The 19,180-nt window shown below is 71.1% G+C and carries 19 protein-coding genes, 1 tRNA gene and 2 pseudogenes; 8 read left to right on the forward strand and 14 right to left on the reverse strand.

Annotated elements, in window-relative coordinates; genetic code table 11:
- Nucleotides 1-168: 168 nt before the first annotated feature.
- A complete protein-coding gene (locus ACI8AG_RS09150; RefSeq protein WP_456596784.1) occupies nt 169-714 on the reverse strand; it encodes a hypothetical protein in 546 nt (181 codons plus the stop codon).
- A 166-nt stretch (nt 715-880) separates the two neighbouring features.
- The gene (locus ACI8AG_RS09155; protein WP_456596785.1) at nt 881-1,117 is read right to left on the reverse strand and encodes a hypothetical protein; all 237 of its coding nucleotides are present in this window, start codon (nt 1,115-1,117) and stop codon (nt 881-883) included.
- A 197-nt stretch (nt 1,118-1,314) separates the two neighbouring features.
- Between ACI8AG_RS09155 and ACI8AG_RS09160 the strand changes: the two genes are divergently transcribed.
- Complete coding sequence (locus ACI8AG_RS09160; RefSeq protein ID WP_456596885.1) at nt 1,315-1,854, forward strand: hypothetical protein; 540 nt, start codon at nt 1,315-1,317, stop codon at nt 1,852-1,854.
- Between the two features lie 273 nt (nt 1,855-2,127).
- Here ACI8AG_RS09160 and ACI8AG_RS09165 read toward each other — a convergent pair.
- The 4 genes and pseudogenes from ACI8AG_RS09165 to ACI8AG_RS09180 all read right to left on the reverse strand — a co-directional run.
- Nucleotides 2,128-2,503: pseudogene (locus tag ACI8AG_RS09165) on the reverse strand (helix-turn-helix domain-containing protein); the annotation flags it as partial.
- Nucleotides 2,504-2,812: 309 nt separating this feature from the next.
- On the reverse strand, nt 2,813-3,340 hold the full coding sequence (locus tag ACI8AG_RS09170) for a hypothetical protein (protein WP_456596786.1): 528 nt from the start codon (nt 3,338-3,340) through the stop codon (nt 2,813-2,815).
- Nucleotides 3,300-4,364 (reverse strand): hypothetical protein, encoded by a 1,065-nt coding sequence (locus ACI8AG_RS09175; protein ID WP_456596787.1) that lies wholly within the window; start codon nt 4,362-4,364, stop codon nt 3,300-3,302. The genes ACI8AG_RS09170 and ACI8AG_RS09175 overlap by 41 nt, the downstream gene beginning before the upstream one ends.
- Before the next feature lie 698 nt (nt 4,365-5,062).
- A complete protein-coding gene (locus ACI8AG_RS09180; RefSeq protein WP_456596788.1) occupies nt 5,063-5,764 on the reverse strand; it encodes a restriction endonuclease in 702 nt (233 codons plus the stop codon).
- Between the two features lie 237 nt (nt 5,765-6,001).
- Between ACI8AG_RS09180 and ACI8AG_RS09185 the strand changes: the two genes are divergently transcribed.
- Entirely contained in the window at nt 6,002-6,589 is a 588-nt protein-coding gene (locus ACI8AG_RS09185) for a hypothetical protein (protein WP_456596789.1), read from the forward strand.
- Nucleotides 6,590-8,034: 1,445 nt separating this feature from the next.
- On the opposite strand, the gene ACI8AG_RS09190 is transcribed toward ACI8AG_RS09185, so the two are convergent.
- Nucleotides 8,035-8,163: a DUF433 domain-containing protein gene (locus ACI8AG_RS09190; RefSeq protein ID WP_456596790.1), complete on the reverse strand. Its 129-nt coding sequence runs from the start codon at nt 8,161-8,163 to the stop codon at nt 8,035-8,037.
- A 268-nt stretch (nt 8,164-8,431) separates the two neighbouring features.
- Between ACI8AG_RS09190 and ACI8AG_RS09195 the strand changes: the two genes are divergently transcribed.
- Together ACI8AG_RS09195 and ACI8AG_RS09200 are read left to right on the forward strand one after the other, a co-directional pair.
- Nucleotides 8,432-8,731, forward strand: coding sequence for a helix-turn-helix domain-containing protein (locus ACI8AG_RS09195; protein WP_456596791.1), 300 nt, complete (start codon nt 8,432-8,434; stop codon nt 8,729-8,731).
- A gap of 73 nt (nt 8,732-8,804) precedes the next feature.
- A pseudogene (locus ACI8AG_RS09200) lies at nt 8,805-9,830 on the forward strand (tyrosine-type recombinase/integrase); the annotation flags it as partial.
- 200 nt (nt 9,831-10,030) lie between these two features.
- Here ACI8AG_RS09200 and ACI8AG_RS09205 read toward each other — a convergent pair.
- The 4 genes from ACI8AG_RS09205 to ACI8AG_RS09220 all read right to left on the reverse strand — a co-directional run bounded on the left by ACI8AG_RS09205 (nt 10,031) and on the right by ACI8AG_RS09220 (nt 11,887).
- Nucleotides 10,031-10,103 (reverse strand) — tRNA-Ala (locus ACI8AG_RS09205).
- A gap of 104 nt (nt 10,104-10,207) precedes the next feature.
- Nucleotides 10,208-10,621 carry a VOC family protein gene (locus tag ACI8AG_RS09210; RefSeq protein WP_456587419.1) on the reverse strand — a complete coding sequence of 138 codons (414 nt, stop codon included), beginning with the start codon at nt 10,619-10,621 and terminating at the stop codon, nt 10,208-10,210.
- Between the two features lie 10 nt (nt 10,622-10,631).
- Entirely contained in the window at nt 10,632-11,066 is a 435-nt protein-coding gene (locus ACI8AG_RS09215; protein ID WP_456596792.1) for a helix-turn-helix domain-containing protein, read from the reverse strand.
- 29 nt (nt 11,067-11,095) lie between these two features.
- Nucleotides 11,096-11,887 (reverse strand): M23 family metallopeptidase, encoded by a 792-nt coding sequence (locus ACI8AG_RS09220; RefSeq protein ID WP_456596793.1) that lies wholly within the window; start codon nt 11,885-11,887, stop codon nt 11,096-11,098.
- Between the two features lie 442 nt (nt 11,888-12,329).
- On the opposite strand from ACI8AG_RS09220, the gene ACI8AG_RS09225 reads away from it, so the two are divergent.
- The 4 genes from ACI8AG_RS09225 to ACI8AG_RS09240 are packed head-to-tail and all read left to right on the forward strand — an operon-like array spanning nt 12,330 to nt 16,690.
- Complete coding sequence (locus tag ACI8AG_RS09225; RefSeq protein ID WP_456587416.1) at nt 12,330-13,931, forward strand: mannitol dehydrogenase family protein; 1,602 nt, start codon at nt 12,330-12,332, stop codon at nt 13,929-13,931.
- Nucleotides 13,932-13,975: 44 nt separating this feature from the next.
- Nucleotides 13,976-14,758: an HAD family hydrolase gene (locus ACI8AG_RS09230; RefSeq protein ID WP_456596794.1), complete on the forward strand. Its 783-nt coding sequence runs from the start codon at nt 13,976-13,978 to the stop codon at nt 14,756-14,758.
- Nucleotides 14,755-15,888, forward strand: coding sequence for a CDP-glycerol glycerophosphotransferase family protein (locus tag ACI8AG_RS09235; protein ID WP_456596795.1), 1,134 nt, complete (start codon nt 14,755-14,757; stop codon nt 15,886-15,888). The genes ACI8AG_RS09230 and ACI8AG_RS09235 overlap by 4 nt, the downstream gene beginning before the upstream one ends.
- Nucleotides 15,875-16,690: a phosphocholine cytidylyltransferase family protein gene (locus ACI8AG_RS09240; protein ID WP_456596796.1), complete on the forward strand. Its 816-nt coding sequence runs from the start codon at nt 15,875-15,877 to the stop codon at nt 16,688-16,690. The genes ACI8AG_RS09235 and ACI8AG_RS09240 overlap by 14 nt, the downstream gene beginning before the upstream one ends.
- Nucleotides 16,691-16,708: 18 nt before the next feature.
- Here ACI8AG_RS09240 and ACI8AG_RS09245 read toward each other — a convergent pair whose 3' ends face one another.
- From ACI8AG_RS09245 to ACI8AG_RS09255, 3 genes are read right to left on the reverse strand one after another with little or no spacing between them, the layout of a single operon-like run.
- Nucleotides 16,709-17,785: a hypothetical protein gene (locus ACI8AG_RS09245; RefSeq protein ID WP_456596797.1), complete on the reverse strand. Its 1,077-nt coding sequence runs from the start codon at nt 17,783-17,785 to the stop codon at nt 16,709-16,711.
- The gene (locus ACI8AG_RS09250; protein ID WP_456587411.1) at nt 17,782-18,447 is read right to left on the reverse strand and encodes an SCO family protein; all 666 of its coding nucleotides are present in this window, start codon (nt 18,445-18,447) and stop codon (nt 17,782-17,784) included. The genes ACI8AG_RS09245 and ACI8AG_RS09250 overlap by 4 nt, the downstream gene beginning before the upstream one ends.
- The gene (locus ACI8AG_RS09255) at nt 18,444-19,178 is read right to left on the reverse strand and encodes a YcnI family copper-binding membrane protein (protein ID WP_456596798.1); all 735 of its coding nucleotides are present in this window, start codon (nt 19,176-19,178) and stop codon (nt 18,444-18,446) included. The genes ACI8AG_RS09250 and ACI8AG_RS09255 overlap by 4 nt, the downstream gene beginning before the upstream one ends.
- Nucleotides 19,179-19,180: the final 2 nt, after the last annotated feature.

A 19,180-nucleotide genomic window follows, 5' to 3' on the forward strand; every position in this document is an offset into this window, starting at 1 on the left:
CGAAGTCTTGAGCGCCGCCGAAAGGCGCCAACAGGCGCGTACCTCTGCTCCGTCTGTCAGGGACAGTGCCACTCAACCTCTAAGTCACCGACACAGTCCCCGCCGTGGCGACGGCGTCGCCAGCCTGAGTGCGCCGGTCCGTAGCGACCGCTACGGGACAGGCGGTGGTTACTCGGTCGGCGCGAACAACCTCAGCGCTTCGACCTGGTCCTCCTCCAGGACCAACCGAAGGTTGACCGGCTTCGGATAGATCTCAGCCTGCGCCCACAGGGCAGCCCGAACGCTCGAGGCCGTGCCGACCTTTCTGCCGCGTGCAAGCAGGTCGTCCCGCAATCCCCTGGCATCGAAGAGGTAGACGCTGTCAATGCGCCATGGCCGCGTCACGCCAAGCGAAGTCGCCGCCGCACCAGGCGGGCCGGCCATCACCAGGTACTCGTCCGGCATCAGTGGCGAAGTCAGGTCGAGGATGCCCTCTCGCCGCAGATACCACTTCACGTTGACCGAACGCCCCTGAAGCGGACCGAAGCGGAAGTGGCCGTCCCAAGCGGCCGCGGAGGCTGACTGCTCGAGCTCCACATCGAAGATCGAAGCAGCTATCCACTCCCCGAGGTGGCCTGACGTCATCGGTCGCCCGATCTGCGCCGCGATCTTGCCGTCAATGCGGTTGCGCTCATTGAGCAGGTCCGCGATCCGCCGCAGCTCCTCAAGCTTCACGGGCCCAGTTTGCGCTGCGATGCCATCTCACCGCCCGCCATGGGCGGACCGTCGCAGCGACGCTAGGAGGTCACACCGGCCTCCCTTGACCCTGTCCCATAGTGGGCCGCTCAGGGACAGTGGGCGCCTTCAGGAACACGGCGCGCCCGTCTCCGACCGTCGACGGTCAGTCGTAGGTGCGCTGGATTAGCACGTATGAGCGGTCGCCTGCCACGCCGACCGCCGTCAGGTAGCCCCCGCCGGCCTGCTCAGTCCCGATGATCAGCTCGTCGTCGACGTTGATGAGTCCCTCGGGGCTGGTGAACCCGGCGCTCCTGAACTGCTTCTCGTATGCGCGCAGGACCGGTGTAAGCTCGCCCGTCACTTCGAGCGCCGCGGTGTAGCTCCCGGCCGCAGCGCTCACCGCGGAATTCGACTGAGCAAGCGGCCCCGGTCACGGGGGCAACGTACCGCCGGCTCGGGGGCACCGGAACCGCCCGGGCCAGCTAGGGTCCCGACGACGAGGCCCCGGCGTCCGCTGCAACGGACCCGGGGCGTGGACGACCAACGGGGGTCGACGTGGCTGAGGCTACGCGGGCAGTGTGCCCAGAGTGTGGCTACGTGGAGACGCTCAACTTCACGCTCACCGACGTCTCGTTCTCCGGCGCCCCGATGAACGTGGCCGTCGGCTGCTCGAGCTGCAGGACCGTGTATGACGCCACGGGCGGTGGCGACGGGACCTTCTACACCGGACCCGATGGGCGCCTACGACTGCGCGAGGCGATCTTCGAGGCGACGACCGCAGTCCTCAGCCGGCCCCATGTCATCACCGCCGAGGTCGAAGAGCTCATCGGCGCCCTTCGAACGGCCGACAGTGGCGAGGCGGTTGCGGACGCCGTTGCGACGGTCGGCATGTTCCCGAAGCTCGAGGAGTGGGTCCGGCAGAACCCGACGATGGCCAAGGTTGTCGGGGCCCTGCTGGCCGCTGTCCTGACCATCCTTGTTGCTCGGGTCAACGAAGAGCTCAAGCCGGAACCGAAGCCCGCACCGGCGCCCGTGGTCAACGTGGTCGTCGATCCGCCGAGCGAGGACGAGCTGCAACGGCTCATCGACCAGGCCCTCGACGAGCGCGAGGCGGCCGAGCGAGGCGAGCAGCCCTGACCCGGCCGGGAGGGGGCAGGGTTGACGGTCACGGCGCGGTGCCGCCGGCGACGATGACGACCCCAGTTGTAGGTGACGCCGGCGCTGGTCTCCCGAAAGTTGCCGGCCGGGGCGGTGACCGTGACAGCGACCGGAGTGGTCTCGGCGGGGATGGTGAGCGCGCCGACGGTGGGGTCGATGGCGCCCGCACGATGTCCACCTCGGTGGAGGTGTAGCCGCCCTGGCCGAGGTTGACGACGGTGACGCCGGTGCGGAGTCCGCTGGCCAAGAGGCGGGCTCGCCGGTGCGCCGGTCGATGTGGGAGAGCCGGTTGATCCGGCAGCGACGCAGCACCGCGTAGACCGTGGAGGCAGGCATGCCGAGGCGGTCGGCGATCTCCACCGGCCCCAGCCACTGGTGCCAGCGCAGGTGCACGATCCGCCGGACCAGCGGTCGGGGGGGTGCGGCGGGGGCAGCGGTGGGGGCGGGAGCTGCGGTCGGTCATGCCGGCCGGGCCGGCCTGCTCGTAGCGCTCGGCCCAGCGCTTGGCCGTCGGATAGGCGACCTGGAACACTGCCGCGGCGTAGGAGATTGTCCAGCCGCCCTCGACCACGGCACGGGCCAGACGCAGACGCATGCGTGGAGTCAGGGCGGCATTACCGTGGGACACGAGGACCTCCGGGTTCGTGAGTGGGTGCCTTCAGCAGCTCCACTCCACGTCCGGAGGTCCTCCCTCCACAAGACCGCTCAGTCAGATCCCGTGGTCACACGTCGACCAACGTCGCTGGTCAGTACACCTAGGACAGCGACACCGTGCACAAGACCGCGCCTGCTGCGGTGCTGCCAGCGCACAGGCGTCCTGCGCGCTCTCGCGGGCGGAGAAGCGCGGCCGGTCCGCCCCGGTCGATTCCGCGACGAGTGTGCGGCCACGACGTTCCGACTGGAGGGGGTCTCGCCGCCTGAAGCAGAGAACTTCTGCTCAGCGCTGTGCGTCAGCGAGGCGGCGATACCCGGCAATGCGCATCGCCGTGTAGAAGACGCGCTTGAGAATCATCAGCAGCGTCAAGACCAAGTGTGCGAAGAGGGCCGCGACGAGGCCGGTCAGCCAGGGCGCGAGCGCCTTGGAGGTGAACAGCGTCACCGTGAACAGCACGCTGAGCAGAACCAAAGACATCAGGATGGCCCAGCTGACGTTGGCCAGCACCTGCCAGGCGTCGGACAGCGGGTCGTTCCCGGCCGCGGGGGCGTCGCGTTCCCGCTCGTGCACGATCCGCTCGAACATCAGGACGAGCAGGGCGAACAGGAGACCGGTCAACACCGCGATGGCGGCGAGCAGCGGCTCGGCCGTCGGGGCCTTCGCGCCGGTCAGCCAGAGCGCGACACCGATGGCAGCAGGGATTAGAAAGAAGGTGACGCGGTCACCGATGCTCCGGCGCTGGGTTGGGCGGCCGTCGACGACTGCCCGTTCACTCAGCGTTTCCAGGTGCGTCCTGGTCAGCTCCGTCATCCGGATCTTGTTGGTCAGCGCTGCCAGCAGGTGACGTCCCATCCTGTGCCCCCAGCTGCCCGTAGTCCGAATCATGTGTCCACTCGCCCGACCGCCAGTCGGCGGGCAGGGTGACGTCGTCTCGCTCCGCGAGGTCCACGACCCAGTCGCGGGCCTCACTGTAGAAGTACGAGTCGCTCGGCGCCTCGTCCTTTGACGTGTCCAGTTCGATCCGCATCTTGACTGGGTCCTCCCGGTCGACGACGACGGTCCGTTCCTTGCCCTCGACCAGAACCTTGGCAGACACCTCTGTCACTTCCGGGTCACGCGGCACCCACCTGCCCTCATCGGTGCGCCGGAAGTACCGGTCGCGCAGGCCTCCGAAGACGCGCTTGGTGCGGGTGGGGGTCTCGGCCTCCAGCACCTGGATGTAGCGGCCGTTGACGTCTCCGATGCCCATGGACTCCATCTGGTCCGGGTTGGCGTGGCTGCGGACGATGCGCACCTGCTCGACGAGTGCCTCCTCGTTGTCGGTGTACGTGTCCCAGGCTTCCTCGAGGACGATGGGCTCGAAGACCGGCTGCAGTTTGGGGTAGCGGGCGACGAAGTCGCGCTTGAACTGTGTCCGGTATCCGGTGCCGAGGCTGCGGCCACCGACGCTTTCGAACAGCCAGTAGCCGGTCTTGCTGCCCTCAGGGATGACGACCAACTGCCGGACCGCGATGTTCTCAACGTGCCGCTTCTGGCGCCGGAAGGTGCCCTCCTCGGGGTGAAGGGGGTCGTTGATGTCGGTCTCGAGCCCGCTGCGGCCGGCGTTCATCCGCGCGCCGATGGTTCGCCCGAGTCGCTGGATGTCGGTGGTCTCGCCGAAGTGGTGGTCCTTGGCGGCGCCGACGTTCCCGCGGAGCGACTCGAAGAAGCCGCTGATGAACATCAGCATGTCATCGCCGGTTGGCATGGGTGCGAGCAGGTGACGCGGCTTTTGGCCGCGGACCCAGCGACCTTCGAGGTGGATCGAGTATCCAACGATGGCATGCTTCGCCAAGACGAGCTCCCGGGACCTTACTGGGTTGGGGAGCGCTGGGCGCCTGCAGTCGGTGGATCTCCTCGTCGACGGAGTGCCCGGAGGTCGTCCTGATGTCGACGGGCGGTTAGGGCCATCTGTGTCCGGCCAAGACACGGAAGGCCCCTCGCTGGAGATCGCTCCGGCCGGGGGCCTTCGCGTTCCTGGAGGCAGCCTGTGCCCCCACGCCGGAAGAGTACCGGGGCCTCTGACACCTCTCGGGTGTCATGGGAGACCCGGGCCAGTACGCAGGGAACCCCCTGCCTCCCCGAGCAAGGCAGGGGACGCCTGGAGGTATGCCGCGGTGGGGCTGCCGCCCGTGGGCGTGTGGACGATCTTGCCGTTAAGCTCGGAGGCCTGCGCGGCTGCAAAGCTCACGACCGCCTGGCTGGTGTCGACGGCGGTCACCGGTCCGTTTGGCCTCCCCGGCCGCACTGAAGAGGCACGCGGGCTGGCTGGACGCTCCGCCCCATCCTCGGTCGGCAGGTCCTCCGCCTATGCGTCGAAGGCCGCCTTCACGGCCTACCGGGCCGGTGCCCCTAACGGCCCACTCAGGGACAGCTGTGCCTCACCCGTCCTACGGCTGCAGCGGGTGAGGGTAGGCCGCTCGGCTTGGCGGGAGCCACGATGCACTCCGGCTTGCTTAAGCGCCTGCCTGCCGACTTGAGCCACCAGGGGACCTACCACGCCTGAACTTTGGCCTCTAACTCGAACGAGAGTGTTTCGACTCTGTCGACCTCGAGTTCGAGACCGTGGACGAGTTCGCTGCGCGACGCAGCGCGGAGGTACTCATCACTGTTGTCGGTGCTGAAGGTAAACCCGTACGCGATCGGCCAGCGGTTCAGATGGACTTCATCGAGGGCGTGCTGCGCGATCGAAATCATCGCGTACCCACGCAGCAACTGGTCGGAGTCGATGCCTTCGCGTACCCGCGATACGTTCCCCCGAGTAACGGTGAAGGTCTGCAGCCGCGCCTGGATCTGGGCGAGGCGGCGGCGATAGTCGCTGAACCGCAGGTCCTGGTACTCCCAGGTCGACTCATGGCGGAGCTCCGCAAGGCTCGTCAGCCTGATGTTGCTGCGGGTCGCGAGCGCGACGGCACCCGACTGGAAGCCGACTTCACTCAGCAGGATGCCGCGGTCGGCACCGACGTCCTGGACGATGTTGGTTAACGCGGCGACGTGGAGCTTGGAGACACGCGTCTTCCAGCGCTTGCACTCCACGATCCAGAGCAGCTGCTGGCCGGCCCGCTCGCCGCGCACCTCAACATCGACATCGTGGCGACCGCGGGTGCCTTCGATAGTCACGTCCGTCAGGGCGAAGAGCCCCAGGCTGCGGAAGAACTGCGCCGCCTCCTCCTGATAGTCGGCCCACGCAGGCATGCGGCCCATCCTGGACTGTGGCTCCAGCCACTCGCCAACGCTGGGCAACGTCGGATCCCTAGGCGTGCATCGGCTCGTCGTGCAGTCCGCGGCATTCGCGCGACGGTGAGCGCCGTCGTGCCTCCATGAAGCGGGACTCCTGCCGGTGGGTAGGAACCTGGCCGACAGTCCCCAAGCGGCCCAGGCCGTTGGGGCGCCCATGGCCAGCTCGGACAAGGCCCCCGACGGGAAGTTGGCATGAATACCCTGACCCGAGGCGAGATCAGCCGCACAGCGCTCAACCTGAAGTCTGCCTACCTCGGCTTGTTGGTGGCCGCCAACCTGGCGACGGTGCCTGGCCAGCCGCTCATGGCTGCCTGGCGCAGCGTCTGGCCCCATATCCCAGATCCGTCCCTGACCCTGTCAGCCTCAGGTGACCAAGAGTCGTACCGCATCCAAGCAGTGTTCGAAGAAATCTCTCGTTGGGGCTTCAAGGCGATGGACGCCCACGTCATGACCGCCGCACAGATCGCCACAGCTGTCGCTCTTGGCGACCTCGTGACCGAGAGCGCGCACTATGACTCGAAGGACCCACTCCACCAGTTTGTGAGGCACTACCGCAACGGCTGCGCTCACGGCGACAACTGGGATATCCGTCCCGGCAAGCTCAAGGTTTCAGCGCACTTTGCAGACATCGCCCTCGCGTACTCGTTGAACGGGAAGCGCACGACGGAGACAGTTCTGCCACTGCGGCACGTCCAATTGCTGCAGGCCGTAGCCGACTACTTCGGTCCGCCGGCGGCACAGGACCAGACGGGGACTTGGAAGTACTACCCGGACAGCTGAGTGCTTGCCGAACTGCTCGGTGGCATCAGGACGCCCCTAGGCTCGCCTCGGGCTTCCCTGGGCCCGCAGCCACATCTCCCATGCCGATCGGTCCATCGATTTGGGGAGACATGTCCGGGTGTCCCATAAGCCGCCTTCAGGGACACCGAGAAACCCGAGGCCTAAGCCGGCTCTCAAGCAGGGCTTCCGAAGACCCGCCTTTGCGGAGCGACCGCCCGGGCCGAGCGGCGCTGGAGAAATCAAGATCGCGAGCCATCACACGTCTTGCATCTCGGGCTGGGAACTCGTGGTGACGGATTACAGGAGGATCACCAGCAGACTGAGGACATGGGAACCAGCGGCACCCCTGAGTACCGCGCCCGACGGCGGGCGCGCGAGCAACAACGCCGCGAGCGTCAACGTCGCACCCCGGAAGAACATCCTCGTCCGGACCGGGCCGCCCCCGCGGCGGACGGGCCGGAACGACGCACTGCCGCAATAACCTGCGGGTGGTGCGGGGGACCGATCACCCCGCGCAGCCGCGGTCCGATCCCCAAGTGGTGCTCGGCCACCTGCCGCCACCGGGCCTGGGAGCAGAGCCGCGCGGCGACCTCCGGCAGGGCGGCGGTGCAGGTGGTCGAGCGGCGGGTCGAGATTCGTGTCCCCCTCGAGCCGACCCGCCGGGACTGGCCGAGGTTGCTCGGCGAACTCGCCGGTCAGTTGGATGACGGCCACGTCTACGACCGGGACCTGCCCGCCCTTGGCCGGGCTCTGGAGCCCGTCCTGCGGTCCTACCGGCGGCGGGCACGCTGGAGCGGCGCACCTGACCTCACCTGAGCGCCCCGAGGCGGAGCTCCCTTATTGCTCCTGCATGGCACCGGCGCCGACGGTGACGTCCGGACAGTTCGTCGTGGAGCGGGGGTGACGGGGCGGTGACGACCCAACCGGCCCGACGTCACCCCAACCGCCGCGCCACTAGCCCTCGCTATCGACATGACTCCCCGCCCTGTCGGACTGCAGCGCCCTCTGCCCGCGCGGCACGCCACGCGGAGAAGTGCACCGATCCGGTTCGAGGGGTAGCGCGCACCGGTGACGCCCCCGGGGCTTGCCGGGCGGCAGCTGACCACACCCCTGTCCCCCGCGTCGTCGCCTACGCGTCACAACGGATTGCGCAGCCCTGGATGCATGAGGTGTGTCGGCTCGTGATCTTGTCCGGTCGGGCAGCTGAGAGGGGCGCGGAAAAGGAGGCGAAGGCGAGGATCGAGCACGCAGCCAAGGCGCAGGTTTGCTTGTGCTGTCGCGGGCGCGAGCGATGAGCACCTGGCGAGCTGAGCGAGGGCTGTTCTCTCGAGCTGGACCTTCACTCGGCCCAGCGGGGCCAGTTCCCCGCGGGCCAGCAGCGCCCCGTACGCGGCGGCCGCCTGCACGCCTTCCGAGGTCAGGGTCGGGTACTCCGCGACGATCTCCTACGGGCTCATTCCGGCAGCAAGGCAGTCGAGCACCACGCTGACGGGCACGCGGGTGCCGGCGATCACCGCCTGGCCGCTCAGCACGGCCGGATCGGTGGTGAGCAAGGCCAGGCGATCGGAACTCATGCGCCAAGGGTGCCAGCGCCCACGATCTACGCCCAGCGCGCCGGGCCCCGGTCTGGAGGAAAACCGGAGACGCGCCTGAGCGGGTCAGGCGACCGAGCAAGCCGACGGACGTCGGACCCAGGAGACCAGGAGCTCGGACAGCAGGGACTGGAGAAAAACAGGAACATCGCCGGGCACTGTCACCACCCGGCCGGAAAAGGCGCCTTCTCCAGGTGGGCGTGCGGCGCCGGACGCCGGCGCACGAGGCCACAGGACGAGGAGGGGCGAGATGAGCGACGCGCAGCGACCTCGGGAGCCGGTCTCCAGCGACCCGCTGCTGCTCACACCCGAGGAGGCCGCCACGGTGCTCCGCCTCGGGCGCACGACGGTCTACGCATTGATGAAGGCCGGCGACCTGCGCCCCGTCCACATCGGCCGGAGCTGCCGCCTCTCCCGCAGCGAGCTCGAACGTTACGTTCGCGGCCTGGAAGCTCCCCGCACCGCTCCTCGTGCGCTTCGACGGGCCCGGACCAGCACGGACCAGCGCGGACTCTTCGAACTCGGCCCGACGTCGCCCGATGCCGCGTGAGTCCACAACCGCTCCGCCGGTGTCGGACCGCTCGGCCAGACTGACACTCCAGCCCACGACCCAGGGATGACCAATGGCGGGACGCGCCTCGAACGGCGAGTCGACGATCTACAAGGGCGCCGACGGGCGCTGGCACGGCTACGTCTCCGTCGGCTTCACCCTCACCGGCAAGCCCGACCGCCGGCACGTCAGCAGCAAGAGCCGCGGCGTCGTGGTCGCCAAGGTCCGCGGCCTGGAGCGCTCGAGGGACGCCGGAACGATCACCGAGACGTCGACCCCGACCGTCGCCGATTGGCTGGAGCACTGGCTCACCACCATCGCCCCGCGCCGCGTGCGCCAGCGGACCTTGGAGAGTTATGAGTCTGCCGTCCGCAAGCACCTGATCCCCGGCATCGGACGGCATCGCCTCGACCGGCTGCGTCCCGAGCACCTCGACCAGCTCTACACCGCGCTCCTCGATGCCGGCTACTCCCCCGCCACCGTCCTGCGCCAGCACCGCATCCTGTCCCGGGCGCTCACCGTCGCCGTCCAGCGCGGGCACGTTCCCCGCAACGTCGCCGCCCTCGTCGACCCGCCCGCCCAGCGCCCGAGCAACATCGCCACCGCCCTCGACCTCGGCGAAGCCCGCGCCGTCCTCGAAGCCGCGGCTCATGTGCGCAACTCCGCGCGCTGGACCGTCGCCCTCGCCCTCGGCCTACGGCAGTCCGAGGCCCTGGCGCTGCAGTGGAAGGACATCGACCTGCTCACCGGCACGCTGACGGTCCGGCGCAGCATCCACCGCGTCCGCGGCGGCGGGCTGATCTACGAGGAGCCCAAGACCCGGCGCAGCCAGCGCACCTTGGCCCTCCCGATCCCGCTGGCCGCCGAGCTCCACCGGCACAAGGCGGTCCAGCTCGGCGAGCAGATGCTGGCCGGCTCCGAGTGGCACGACGAGGACCTGGTCTTCGCTCAGCCCAACGGCCGGCCGATCGACAAAAAGACCGACCACGACGACTGGACCCGGCTGCTCCAGGCGGCCGGCGTCCGGCACGTCCGGCTGCACGACGGCCGGCACACCGCCGCCACCCTGCTGCTCTCCGAGAACGTGCACCCGCGGGTCGTCATGGAGCTGCTCGGCCACAGCCAGATGCGCACGACCATGGACATCTACAGCCACGTCATGCCGGCGCTGGCTCGTGAAGCCGCCGACCGGATGAGCGCCCTGCTGCTTCCAGGTGAGGGTGGGCAAACTGCAACCACAACTGCAACCAGAGACGACTCAGGCCGCTCCCCCGAAGGGGAACGGCCTGGTCATCGGGGTGGAGCTGAGGGGACTCGAACCCCTGACCCCCACACTGCCAGTGTGGTGCGCTACCAGCTGCGCCACAGCCCCGATCCCGGCCCGGCGACTTCCTCCGGGCCGGGAACGACTGTACAGGGCCGGGCGGCGGGGCCGACGGAGGGGGTCGGCGCGGTGTACCGCGTGGCGGGCCGCGTTCAGCCCTGCGTCATCTGGGCGACGCGGATGTGGTTGCCGAACGGGTCACGGAGGCCGAAGTCGATGCCGTACGGCTGCTCGACCGGGTCCTCGGTGATCTCGACGCCGCGCTCCTTCAGCTCGGCGTGGGTCTTCCACGCGTCGTCACAGGCGAAGAAGAGGTGACCGCCGGCCGCCCCCTTGCTCACCAGCTCGCGCACCTGCGCGGCCGTCTCCTCGCTCATCGCCGGGGGCCCGGGCTTCTCCAGCAGCACCGCCCGCCCGGGATCGCCGGGCAGCGCGACGGTGAGGAAACGCATGGGCCCGAAGTGCATGTCGGTCTGCACCTCGAACCCGAGCTTCCCGACGTAGAAGTCGAGGGCGGCGTCCTGGTCGGGGACGTAGATCTGGGTGATGGAGATGGTCGTCAGCATGGGCTGGACGCTAGGGAGCCGGCACCGGCGACCGCTTCTCCGAAAATGCTCGATCCGTCGCCGGCCGGGCCCACGCCATCGCGAAGCAGGTGGGCACCGGCGGGAGCGGCCCGCGCCGGCGATGGGCGCTCGGCGACTCCCCCACGATGTCGCGGAAGACGCGGCTGAAGGTGCCCAGGCTCGAGAACCCGACGTCCATGCAGATCTCGGTCACGCTGCGGTCGGTGGCGCGCAGCAGGAACATCGCCCGCTCCACCCGTCGCCGCTGCAGGTAGCGGTGCGGGGTCTCCCCGAACGCCACCCGGAAGGTGCGGATGAAGTGGGCCGGCGAGACGTGGGCCAGGCGGGCCAGCGTCGGGACGTCCAGCGGCTCGGCGTAGTCGCGGTCCATGGCGTCCCGCGCGCGCAGCAGCCGCCGGTTGGTGTCCTCGACGGCGTCGGCCACGCCGCGATCAGACCACGGCCGCCCGTGGTTCAGACGTGGACGCCGCGCGCGGCCAGCCACGCGATCGGATCCACCCGCTTGCCCTCCAGGCCACCCTTGTGCACCTCGAAGTGCAGGTGCGGCCCCGTCGACTGCCCGCGGTTGCCCAGCAGCGCGATGGTCTCCCCCGCCTCCACGTACTGGCCCGGCTCCACGAGGATCTTGTCCATGTGGCCGTAGACGGTGACGTCGCCGTTCTCGTGGAGGATGTAGACCGCCAGGCCGAAGCCGCTGGCCGATCCTGCGCGCAGCACCACACCGTCGACGGCGGCGTACTCGGGGGTGCGCATGGGGGCCGCGAGGTCGATGCCGTAGTGGAAGGTCCCCCACCGGCTGCCGTAGCCGCTGGTCAGCCGGGCGCCGGCGACCGGCAGGACGGCCTTGGGTCGCGCGGCCTCCTCGGCGGCGGCCGCTGCGGCCGCTGCGGCCTCCTCGGCCGCCTGCCGCTCGGCGCGCGAGGCGGCGACCTCCTCGAGACGCGCCTGCGCCTCGGCGACGGTGATCGAGGCCTGCGGCAGCACCTCGACACGCTCCTCGGCCGTCAGCAGCGAGGTCTGGGCGGCGAGCACGGAGGTGGCTTCGGCCGCGGGGGCGCCCTGCAGGCTCACCCCGGCCGCGACGACGCCGCCGAGGAGGAGCGACCCCAGCAGCAGCGCCGGGCTGCGCCGGGCCTGCGCGCGGGGTGCGCGCCGGCGGCCACGGCCGCCGGCGGCCCTATCGGATCGAGGCCGCACCACCGCCAGCAGCTCCGTGCGGGCCTCCGGGCCGATACCAGCGTCCATGCACCCTGTCCGTCTCGCGTTCCTGGATGTGCGCGCCCCCGATCGGGCACCTCCATCGAAACACTCCGTGACGCATCCGTGACCAGGCGTTCGGCGCGTCGTCCGCGACACGCCGCGACGAGCCGCACCACACGCCCCGGGCGCCACAGCGGCCCCGTTCTCGAGTGACAACCGTGTGATTCGACCCCGGGCGCGAGGACGGATCAGTGATCGGCGATCATGGACGCCCACGGCACACTGCCAGCAGTTTGCGCCGCGCCGGAAACGGGCATTGCCCCCATCTGGCGTGAAGCATCCGCGCCGCCCCGGTGCGCACCGCTCCCGCGACGCGGCGCCCGGCCTTGCGCGGCACCGAGTTTCACCCGTGTACTGCTGATCCGCCCGCCCCCGGAACCGGGGCGGGTCGCATCCGCCGCGCTACGGACCGAGAAGGAGGGACGCGATGTCACAGGCCGAGCTCCTGCACCTGCAGACGACCGCCGGGACGGCGGCGGCCGGGCATCCAGCGCCCGCCCTCGTGCCCGATCCCGGCGCCCCGAACGTGGTGGCGGCAGCCGACATCCACCCGCTGACCGACGCCACCCTGCCGCTCCACGAGGCCCAGCTGAGCGTGCCGACCTACGACCGGTCGGCGCTCACCCCGGCGGTCGTCCACTTCAGCGTCGGCGGCTTCCACCGCGCTCACCAGCTGCTCTACTTCGACGAGCTCGCCGAGCGGCGGATCAGCGACGACTGGGGCGTCGTCGGTGTCGGGCTGCACAGCCGCACGATGAAGGACGCCCTGGCCCCGCAGGACCACCTCTACACGGTCGTCGAGCGCAGCCCCGACGGCGAGCGCGCCCGCGTCGTCGGCGTCATGGTCGGCTACCACTTCGCACCCGACGACCCCGTCGCCGTGCTGGACCTGCTCACCGACGAGCGCACGCGCATGGTGTCGCTCACCATCACCGACAGCGGCTACCGGCTCGACCCCCGGACCGGGCTCTTCGACGCCGACGATCCCGACATCCGGTGGGACGTGCGTCGGCCCACCTCCCCCCGCACGGTCTTCGGCTACCTCGTGGAGGCGCTCGATCGCCGCCGGCGGGCCGGCCTCGAGCCGTTCTCCGTGGTCTCCTGCGACAACATGCACCGCAACGGCGACGCCGCCCGGGCGGCCGTGGTCGGGTTCGCCCAGTTGCGCGACGAGGTGCTGGCCCGCTGGATCGCCGACCGCGTGGCCTTCCCCAGCAGCATGGTCGACCGGATCACACCGCACACCAGCCCCGAGGAACGGGCCGCGGTGGCGCAGCGCTACGGCGTGGACGACCGGTGGCCGGTCATCACCGAGCCGTTCTCGCAGTGGGTGATCGAGGACAACTTCTCCGCCGGTCGGCCTCCGCTGGACGCCGTCGGCGTGCGGTTCGTCCCCGACGTGGGCCGCTACGAGCTGATGAAGACCCGGCTGCTCAACGCCAGCCACTGCGCCCTGGGCTACCTGGGCTCGCTCGCCGGGCACGCGAGCCTGGACGAGGTGATGGCCGACCCGGTGTTCGCCGGCTACGTGACCCGGCTCATGGACGACGAGGTCACTCCCCTGCTGCCGCCGCCCGACGGCATCGACCTCGCCGAGTACAAGCGCACGCTGCTCCAGCGCTTCGCCAACCCGGCGATCGCCGACGGCCTCCCCCGGCTGTGCCGCCGCGGCTCGACCAAGATGCCGCACCACCTGCTGCCGTCCCTGCGCCAGGCGCTCGCGGAAGGGCGGCCGCACGGCCTGCTCACTCTCGCCGTCGCCGGCTGGTTCCGGTTCCTGCGGGGCACCGACGAGGCCGGCCGGCCGCTCACCGTCGAGGACGCGCTCGCCGAGCGCCTGCAGTCGCTGGCCCGCGCCGGGGGCGACGACCCGCGGCCGCTCCTGGGCGAGACCGCGCTGTTCGGGGACCTCGGGGAGGACTCCGCGTTGGTGGCCGAGCTGCGGGAGGTACTGACCGCCCTCGACCGCGACGGGGTCCGGGCCACCGTGGCCGCCCGGACACCCGGCCCCGCGGGTCTGCCGCGGTGACCGGCGCCTCCTCCTCCACCCCGTCCCCGAAGGGAGCCCAGCTGGTGCCGACCGTTCCGCCGACGCTGATCGAGCGGGTGCAGTACCTGCTCTGCGACGCCGACGGCAACCTCTTCCCCTCCGAGGAGCCGGCGTTCGAGGCCTCCGCCGAGGTCACCAACGCCTTCCTCGCCTCCGTCGGCGTCGACCGCCGGTACGGCGCCGACGAGCTGCGCCACGCGGCCACCGGCATGAACTTCCGGTCGACCGCGCTGGCGCTCGCCGCCGGGGCGGGCATCACGGACGTCGACGTCGAGCCCTGGGTCGCCGAGGAGCGGCGGGCGGTGACCGAGCACCTCGGTGCCACGCTGCGACCGCACGAGCCGACCCTGGCGGCGCTGAGGGCGCTGGCCGGCCGGCTGGAGCTCGCCGCGGTCAGCTCCAGCGCGCTGTCCCGGCTGGCCGCGTGCTTCACCGCCACCGGGCTGGACGAGCTGATCCCGCCCGCGCGCCGGTACAGCGCCGAGGACTCGCTCCCCGTCCCGACCAGCAAGCCCGCCCCGGCCGTCTACCGCCATGCCTGCGCGGCCCTGGGTATCGCTCCCGAGCAGGGGCTCGCGGTGGAGGACGCCGTCGCCGGGGTCCGATCGGCCGTGGGTGCCGGCTGCCCCACGGTCGGCAACCTGCTCTTCGTGCTCCCCCACGAGCGCGCGGCGCGCGCCGAGGCCCTCCTGGCGGCCGGCGCGCTGACCGTCGTCGAGTCCTGGCAGGAGCTGGCCGACCTCGTCCTCCCGGTGCTGGCCGGCGGACTGACGACCGGCGACGCGCTGACGGGAGCGGCCCGGTGAACATCGTCTACGTCGCCTTCCGGGGGCACTTCTCCGACAGTCCGCGCGCCCTCTACGAGGCCCTCCTCGAGCGGGGGGTCGAGGCCACCCACACGTGGCTGTCGGCACCGCACACCCAGGCCACCTTCCCGGCCGACGTCGAGACGCTGACGTTCGGCAGCCCCGAGTCGATCGCCGCGCTGGAGGGGGCCGACCTGGTCATCTCCAACGACCACATCCCGCTGGACTGGCAGAAGCGGCCGGGCACGACGTACCTCCAGACCTGGCACGGCACGATGCTCAAGCGCATCCACAACGACGTGCTGTGGGCGCCGGAGGGCCGGCTGGCCTACCTGGACCAGGACATCGCCCGCTGGGACCTGCTGCTGTCACCGAACGCGGTCACCACCGAGCGGCTGCGCAAGGCCTTCGGCTTCACCGGTCCGATCCACGAGACGGGCCTGCCGCGCAACGACCTGCTCTGCAGCCCACGGCGCGAGGAGCTGCGCACGCAGGTGCGCGCCGACCTCGGCATCGAGCCGGGCCAGACGGCGGTGCTCTACACGCCGACCTGGCGCGACGACCTGGTGTTCGAGAAGGCGGCGTCGAAGGACTTCGAGTTCGCCATCGACCTGGAGGACTTCTCCGCGCGCCTCGGCGAGGACCACGTGCTGCTGCTGCGGCTGCACAACATGGTCATGGACCGGCTGGAGATCGTCGACGGGTCCGCGGTGCGGGACGTGTGCAACCACCCCGACATCCGCGACCTGTACCTGGCGGCGGACCTGATGGTGACCGACTACTCGTCGACGATGTTCGACTTCGCGATCACCGGCCGGCCGCTGCTGTTCTACACCTACGACCTGGAGAACTACCGCGACCAGCTGCGCGGCTTCTACTTCGACCTGGAGGACGTCGCCCCGGGCCCGCTGGTGCGCGACAGCCGCGAGCTGGTCTCGGCGATCGCCGACGTCGACGGCATCAGGTCGGAGTACGCCGAGCGCTACGCCCGTTTCCAGGAGATGTTCTGCCACCTCGAGGACGGCGCGGCCGCGCAGCGCGTCCTCGACCTGCTCCTCCCGGGCGCACCCGCGTCCGGGCACACCACCAGCACCACCCCTGAGGGAGATGATGTCCGTGCGGACCGGTGACCACGTCCTCAACGCTGTCCGTCGGGGCAGCTCGCCCTCCGCCACCCGCACCACGGGTCGGCGCCCGCTGACGTCGTCGGTGCAGGTCGTCATCCTGGCCGCGGGCATGGGCACCCGGCTCGGGCGGCAGGACCCCAAGCCGCTGACCCGGCTCGACGACGGGCGCAGCATCATGCAGCGCCAGCTCGACGGCCTGCGCGCCGTCCTCGGCGCCGACGTGTCGATCACCGCGGTGGTCGGCTACCGCAGCAAGCGGATCATGAAGGCTGCCCCGGACCTGCTGTTCACGTACAACCCCGACTTCGCGGTGACCAACACGTCGAAGAGCCTGTTGCGCGGGCTGCGCACGACCCGCGAGGGCGGCGTGCTGTGGCTCAACGGGGACGTCGTCTTCGACCCGGCCGTGCTCGAGGCGACCCTGCCGAGCATCGCGGCGGACGAGAGCTTCGTCTGCGTCGACACCAGCACCGTCGCCGAGGAGGAGGTCAAGTACACCCTCGACGACGACGGCTGCATCCGCGAGCTCTCCAAGATCGTCCGCGGCGGCCTCGGCGAGGCGGTGGGGATCAACTACGTCTCCTCGACCGACAAGGCCACGCTCATCGAGCACCTCGAGAGCTGCTCGCACGAGGACTACTTCGAGCGGGGCATCGAGACGGCGATCGCCGAGCGCGGCATGCGCGTGCGGCCGGTCGACATCTCGCAGTACGCCGCGGTCGAGGTGGACTTCGAGGGCGACCTGCAGCGGGCGAACACCCTGTTCGGCGGCGGTGCGCCGAACATCGTCGCCGACATCGCCTGATCCGCGCGGGAACCGCCGTCAGGCCGCCGGCAACGGAAGGCCGGCGGCGGTTCCCGCGGGCGGGGCCGGGGTCTCCCGGAAGCGGCGCACCGCCGCGATGCCACCGACGAGCAGCCCCGCACCGAGGGTGGTCAGCACCCCCACCGCCAGCCGCGCCAGCGGCTCCGGCCCGGCGGAGAGCACGTTCGCCGACCAGAGCACGTCGACGTCGGGCAGACCCTGCACCAGCAGCAGCCAGCCGGTGACGACCGCCAGCAGCCCGGTCAGCGCACCCCGGCCCCGCCGCGCGGCCCGCAGCCCGAGGACGGCGCACAGCAGCGTGGCCGAGGCGGGCAGCAGCGCCGAGATGACGGCGCCCGTGTGCGAGCCCGCGGTCACCGGGGGCTCGGGGGTGGCCGCCGCGTGCCACAGCGACGCCAGGGCGCCCAGGGCGAGCAGGGCGCCCAGCGGGAGGGGCGTGCGCGCCAGCAGCCCGGCGGCCACCGCGGTGAGCAGCAGCGCGGACACGAGCGGCCACACGACCCACGGCGACGGCGGCGGGCTCCAGGTCAGCACGCCGGCGATCTCCGCCTCAGTCGCGCCGTGCCGGACGGGCACGACCCACTCCGAGACCACGTGCTCGCGGGTGGGGTCGGCCGCGACCTGCGGCGGGAGGACGCCCTCGCTCATCCAGTGCGTGCGGTGGTCGTGCCAGACGTAGTGCGGTTCGGTCGAGATCTGCTCCCATGCGGGCGCGGCGTCGGCGTCGGCGGAGGCCGGCAGCGCGGTCCGCCCGTACCGGTCGAGGTTGATGTAGGTCGCCGGGCTGTGCGCGTTGCGCCACACGCCGTCGGGGCCGATCCGCAGGTAGGGCTCGTCCGAGTACCCGGGAACCAGCACCTCGACGTCCGAGGTGTTCACCAGCTCCAGTTCGTCACCGAACTGCAGCGACCGCACGCTCACCCCCGGCAGCTGAGGGGTCACCGACAGCACGCGGGCGTCGAAGTCGCTCCCCGCCGCACCGCCCCCGACGTGCGCCGACGCCGGCCCGGCCAGGGCCAGCAACGCCAGCACCGCGGCCAGGACGGTCAGCAGCCGGCCGGGCCCCCGGCTCACGCGCCCGCCACCGCCTGGAGGTCCGCGGCGATGTCCTGCGGGGTGTTGCCCGCGTCGAAGGCGACGTGCGCCTCGTCGTCGGCGCCGTACAGCAGCAGCAGCGTCGAGTGCAGCCGTCCGTTGTCCTCGGCCTGCGGCACCCCGGCCGCCAGCTGGGCCTGGTCGATGCTGTCCTGGTCGCCGGTGAGGCCGATGAACGGGGTGGGCAGGTCGGCGTCGAACCGGCCCAGGTACTCCCCGAGCACCTCGGGGGTGTCGGTCGCCGGGTCGGTGGTCACGAAGACCACCTGGACCTGCTCGGCCAGCTGCGGGTCCAGCCCGCGCAGCGCCACCGCGACGTCGGCCATGGTCGTGGGGCAGACGTCGGGGCAGTTGGTGAAGCCGAAGAACAGCAACGTCGGCCGGCCCGACGTGGCCGCCTTGAAGTCGTACGGGGCGCCGGTCGTGTCCGTGAGGGTGAAGGACGGGCGGCGGTACGCCTCGTTCAGGTCCAGCCCGGCGTACCGGTCGTCGGGGGCCTCCACCACGGCCGGCGCACCCGCGGAGTGGTCGTGCTCCTCGGCGGCGTCGTCCGCCGAGCCCCCGCAGCCGGCCAGCAGGAGGCCCGTGGTGAGCAGCAGCGCCGGCGCGACCCGGCGGGGACGTCGAACGGCGGATGTCACGAGGACACGGTACGTCGGGAGGCCCGCACGCCGAGGACGACACCGGCGAGCGCGACGAGCAGCGCGAGGATCGACACGAAGAGCGCGATCGCGCCCGGGTCGCCGCCGGTGTGCCCCGCGGCCTCGTCGCCGGTGTGCCCCGCGGTCTCGTCGCCGGCGCCGTGCCCCGTCTGCTCGCCCTCGGCGGCCAGCGACAGCACCGGGGCCGGGCGCTCGGGCTCGTCCTGCCCGTCGACCGTGGGCTCGATCCACGCCGATTCGCTACCGTCGCTGTAACTCTGCACCGCCGGGAAGCTGAGCTGCTCGGCCTCCGGGAACGGTCCGCCGGAGAGCGCGAACTCCTGGAACTGGCCGGGCGCGATGCCGGCGCCGTCGGTGGCGCGGTACTCCACCACCGAGACGTACGAGCTCATCTGCTGGCCGTGCACCTCGACCGGCTCGGCCAGTTCGGCGGTCGTCATCGTCACCGTCCAGCCCGGCACCGGCTGCGCCCGGAGGGAGCCCATCGCGGCCTCCTCGGGGATCTGGATCCGCAGGGCGACGGTGCTGGCGGTGTCGCTCTCGTTCGGCACGCGGAAGGTGAGCTTGCCGTACCCCCCGGGCTCCGCGTCGGCGGAGGAGACGGTGACGTGGGCGGATGCGGCGGTCGCGAGCCCCACGGCCGCCACCAGGGCGGTCAGGGTGGCCAGCAGCAGGACGGCGAGCCGGGCGAGCGGACGGGGCAGGGACACAG

It is taken from the genome of Blastococcus sp. SYSU DS0552 (genome assembly GCF_054050815.1).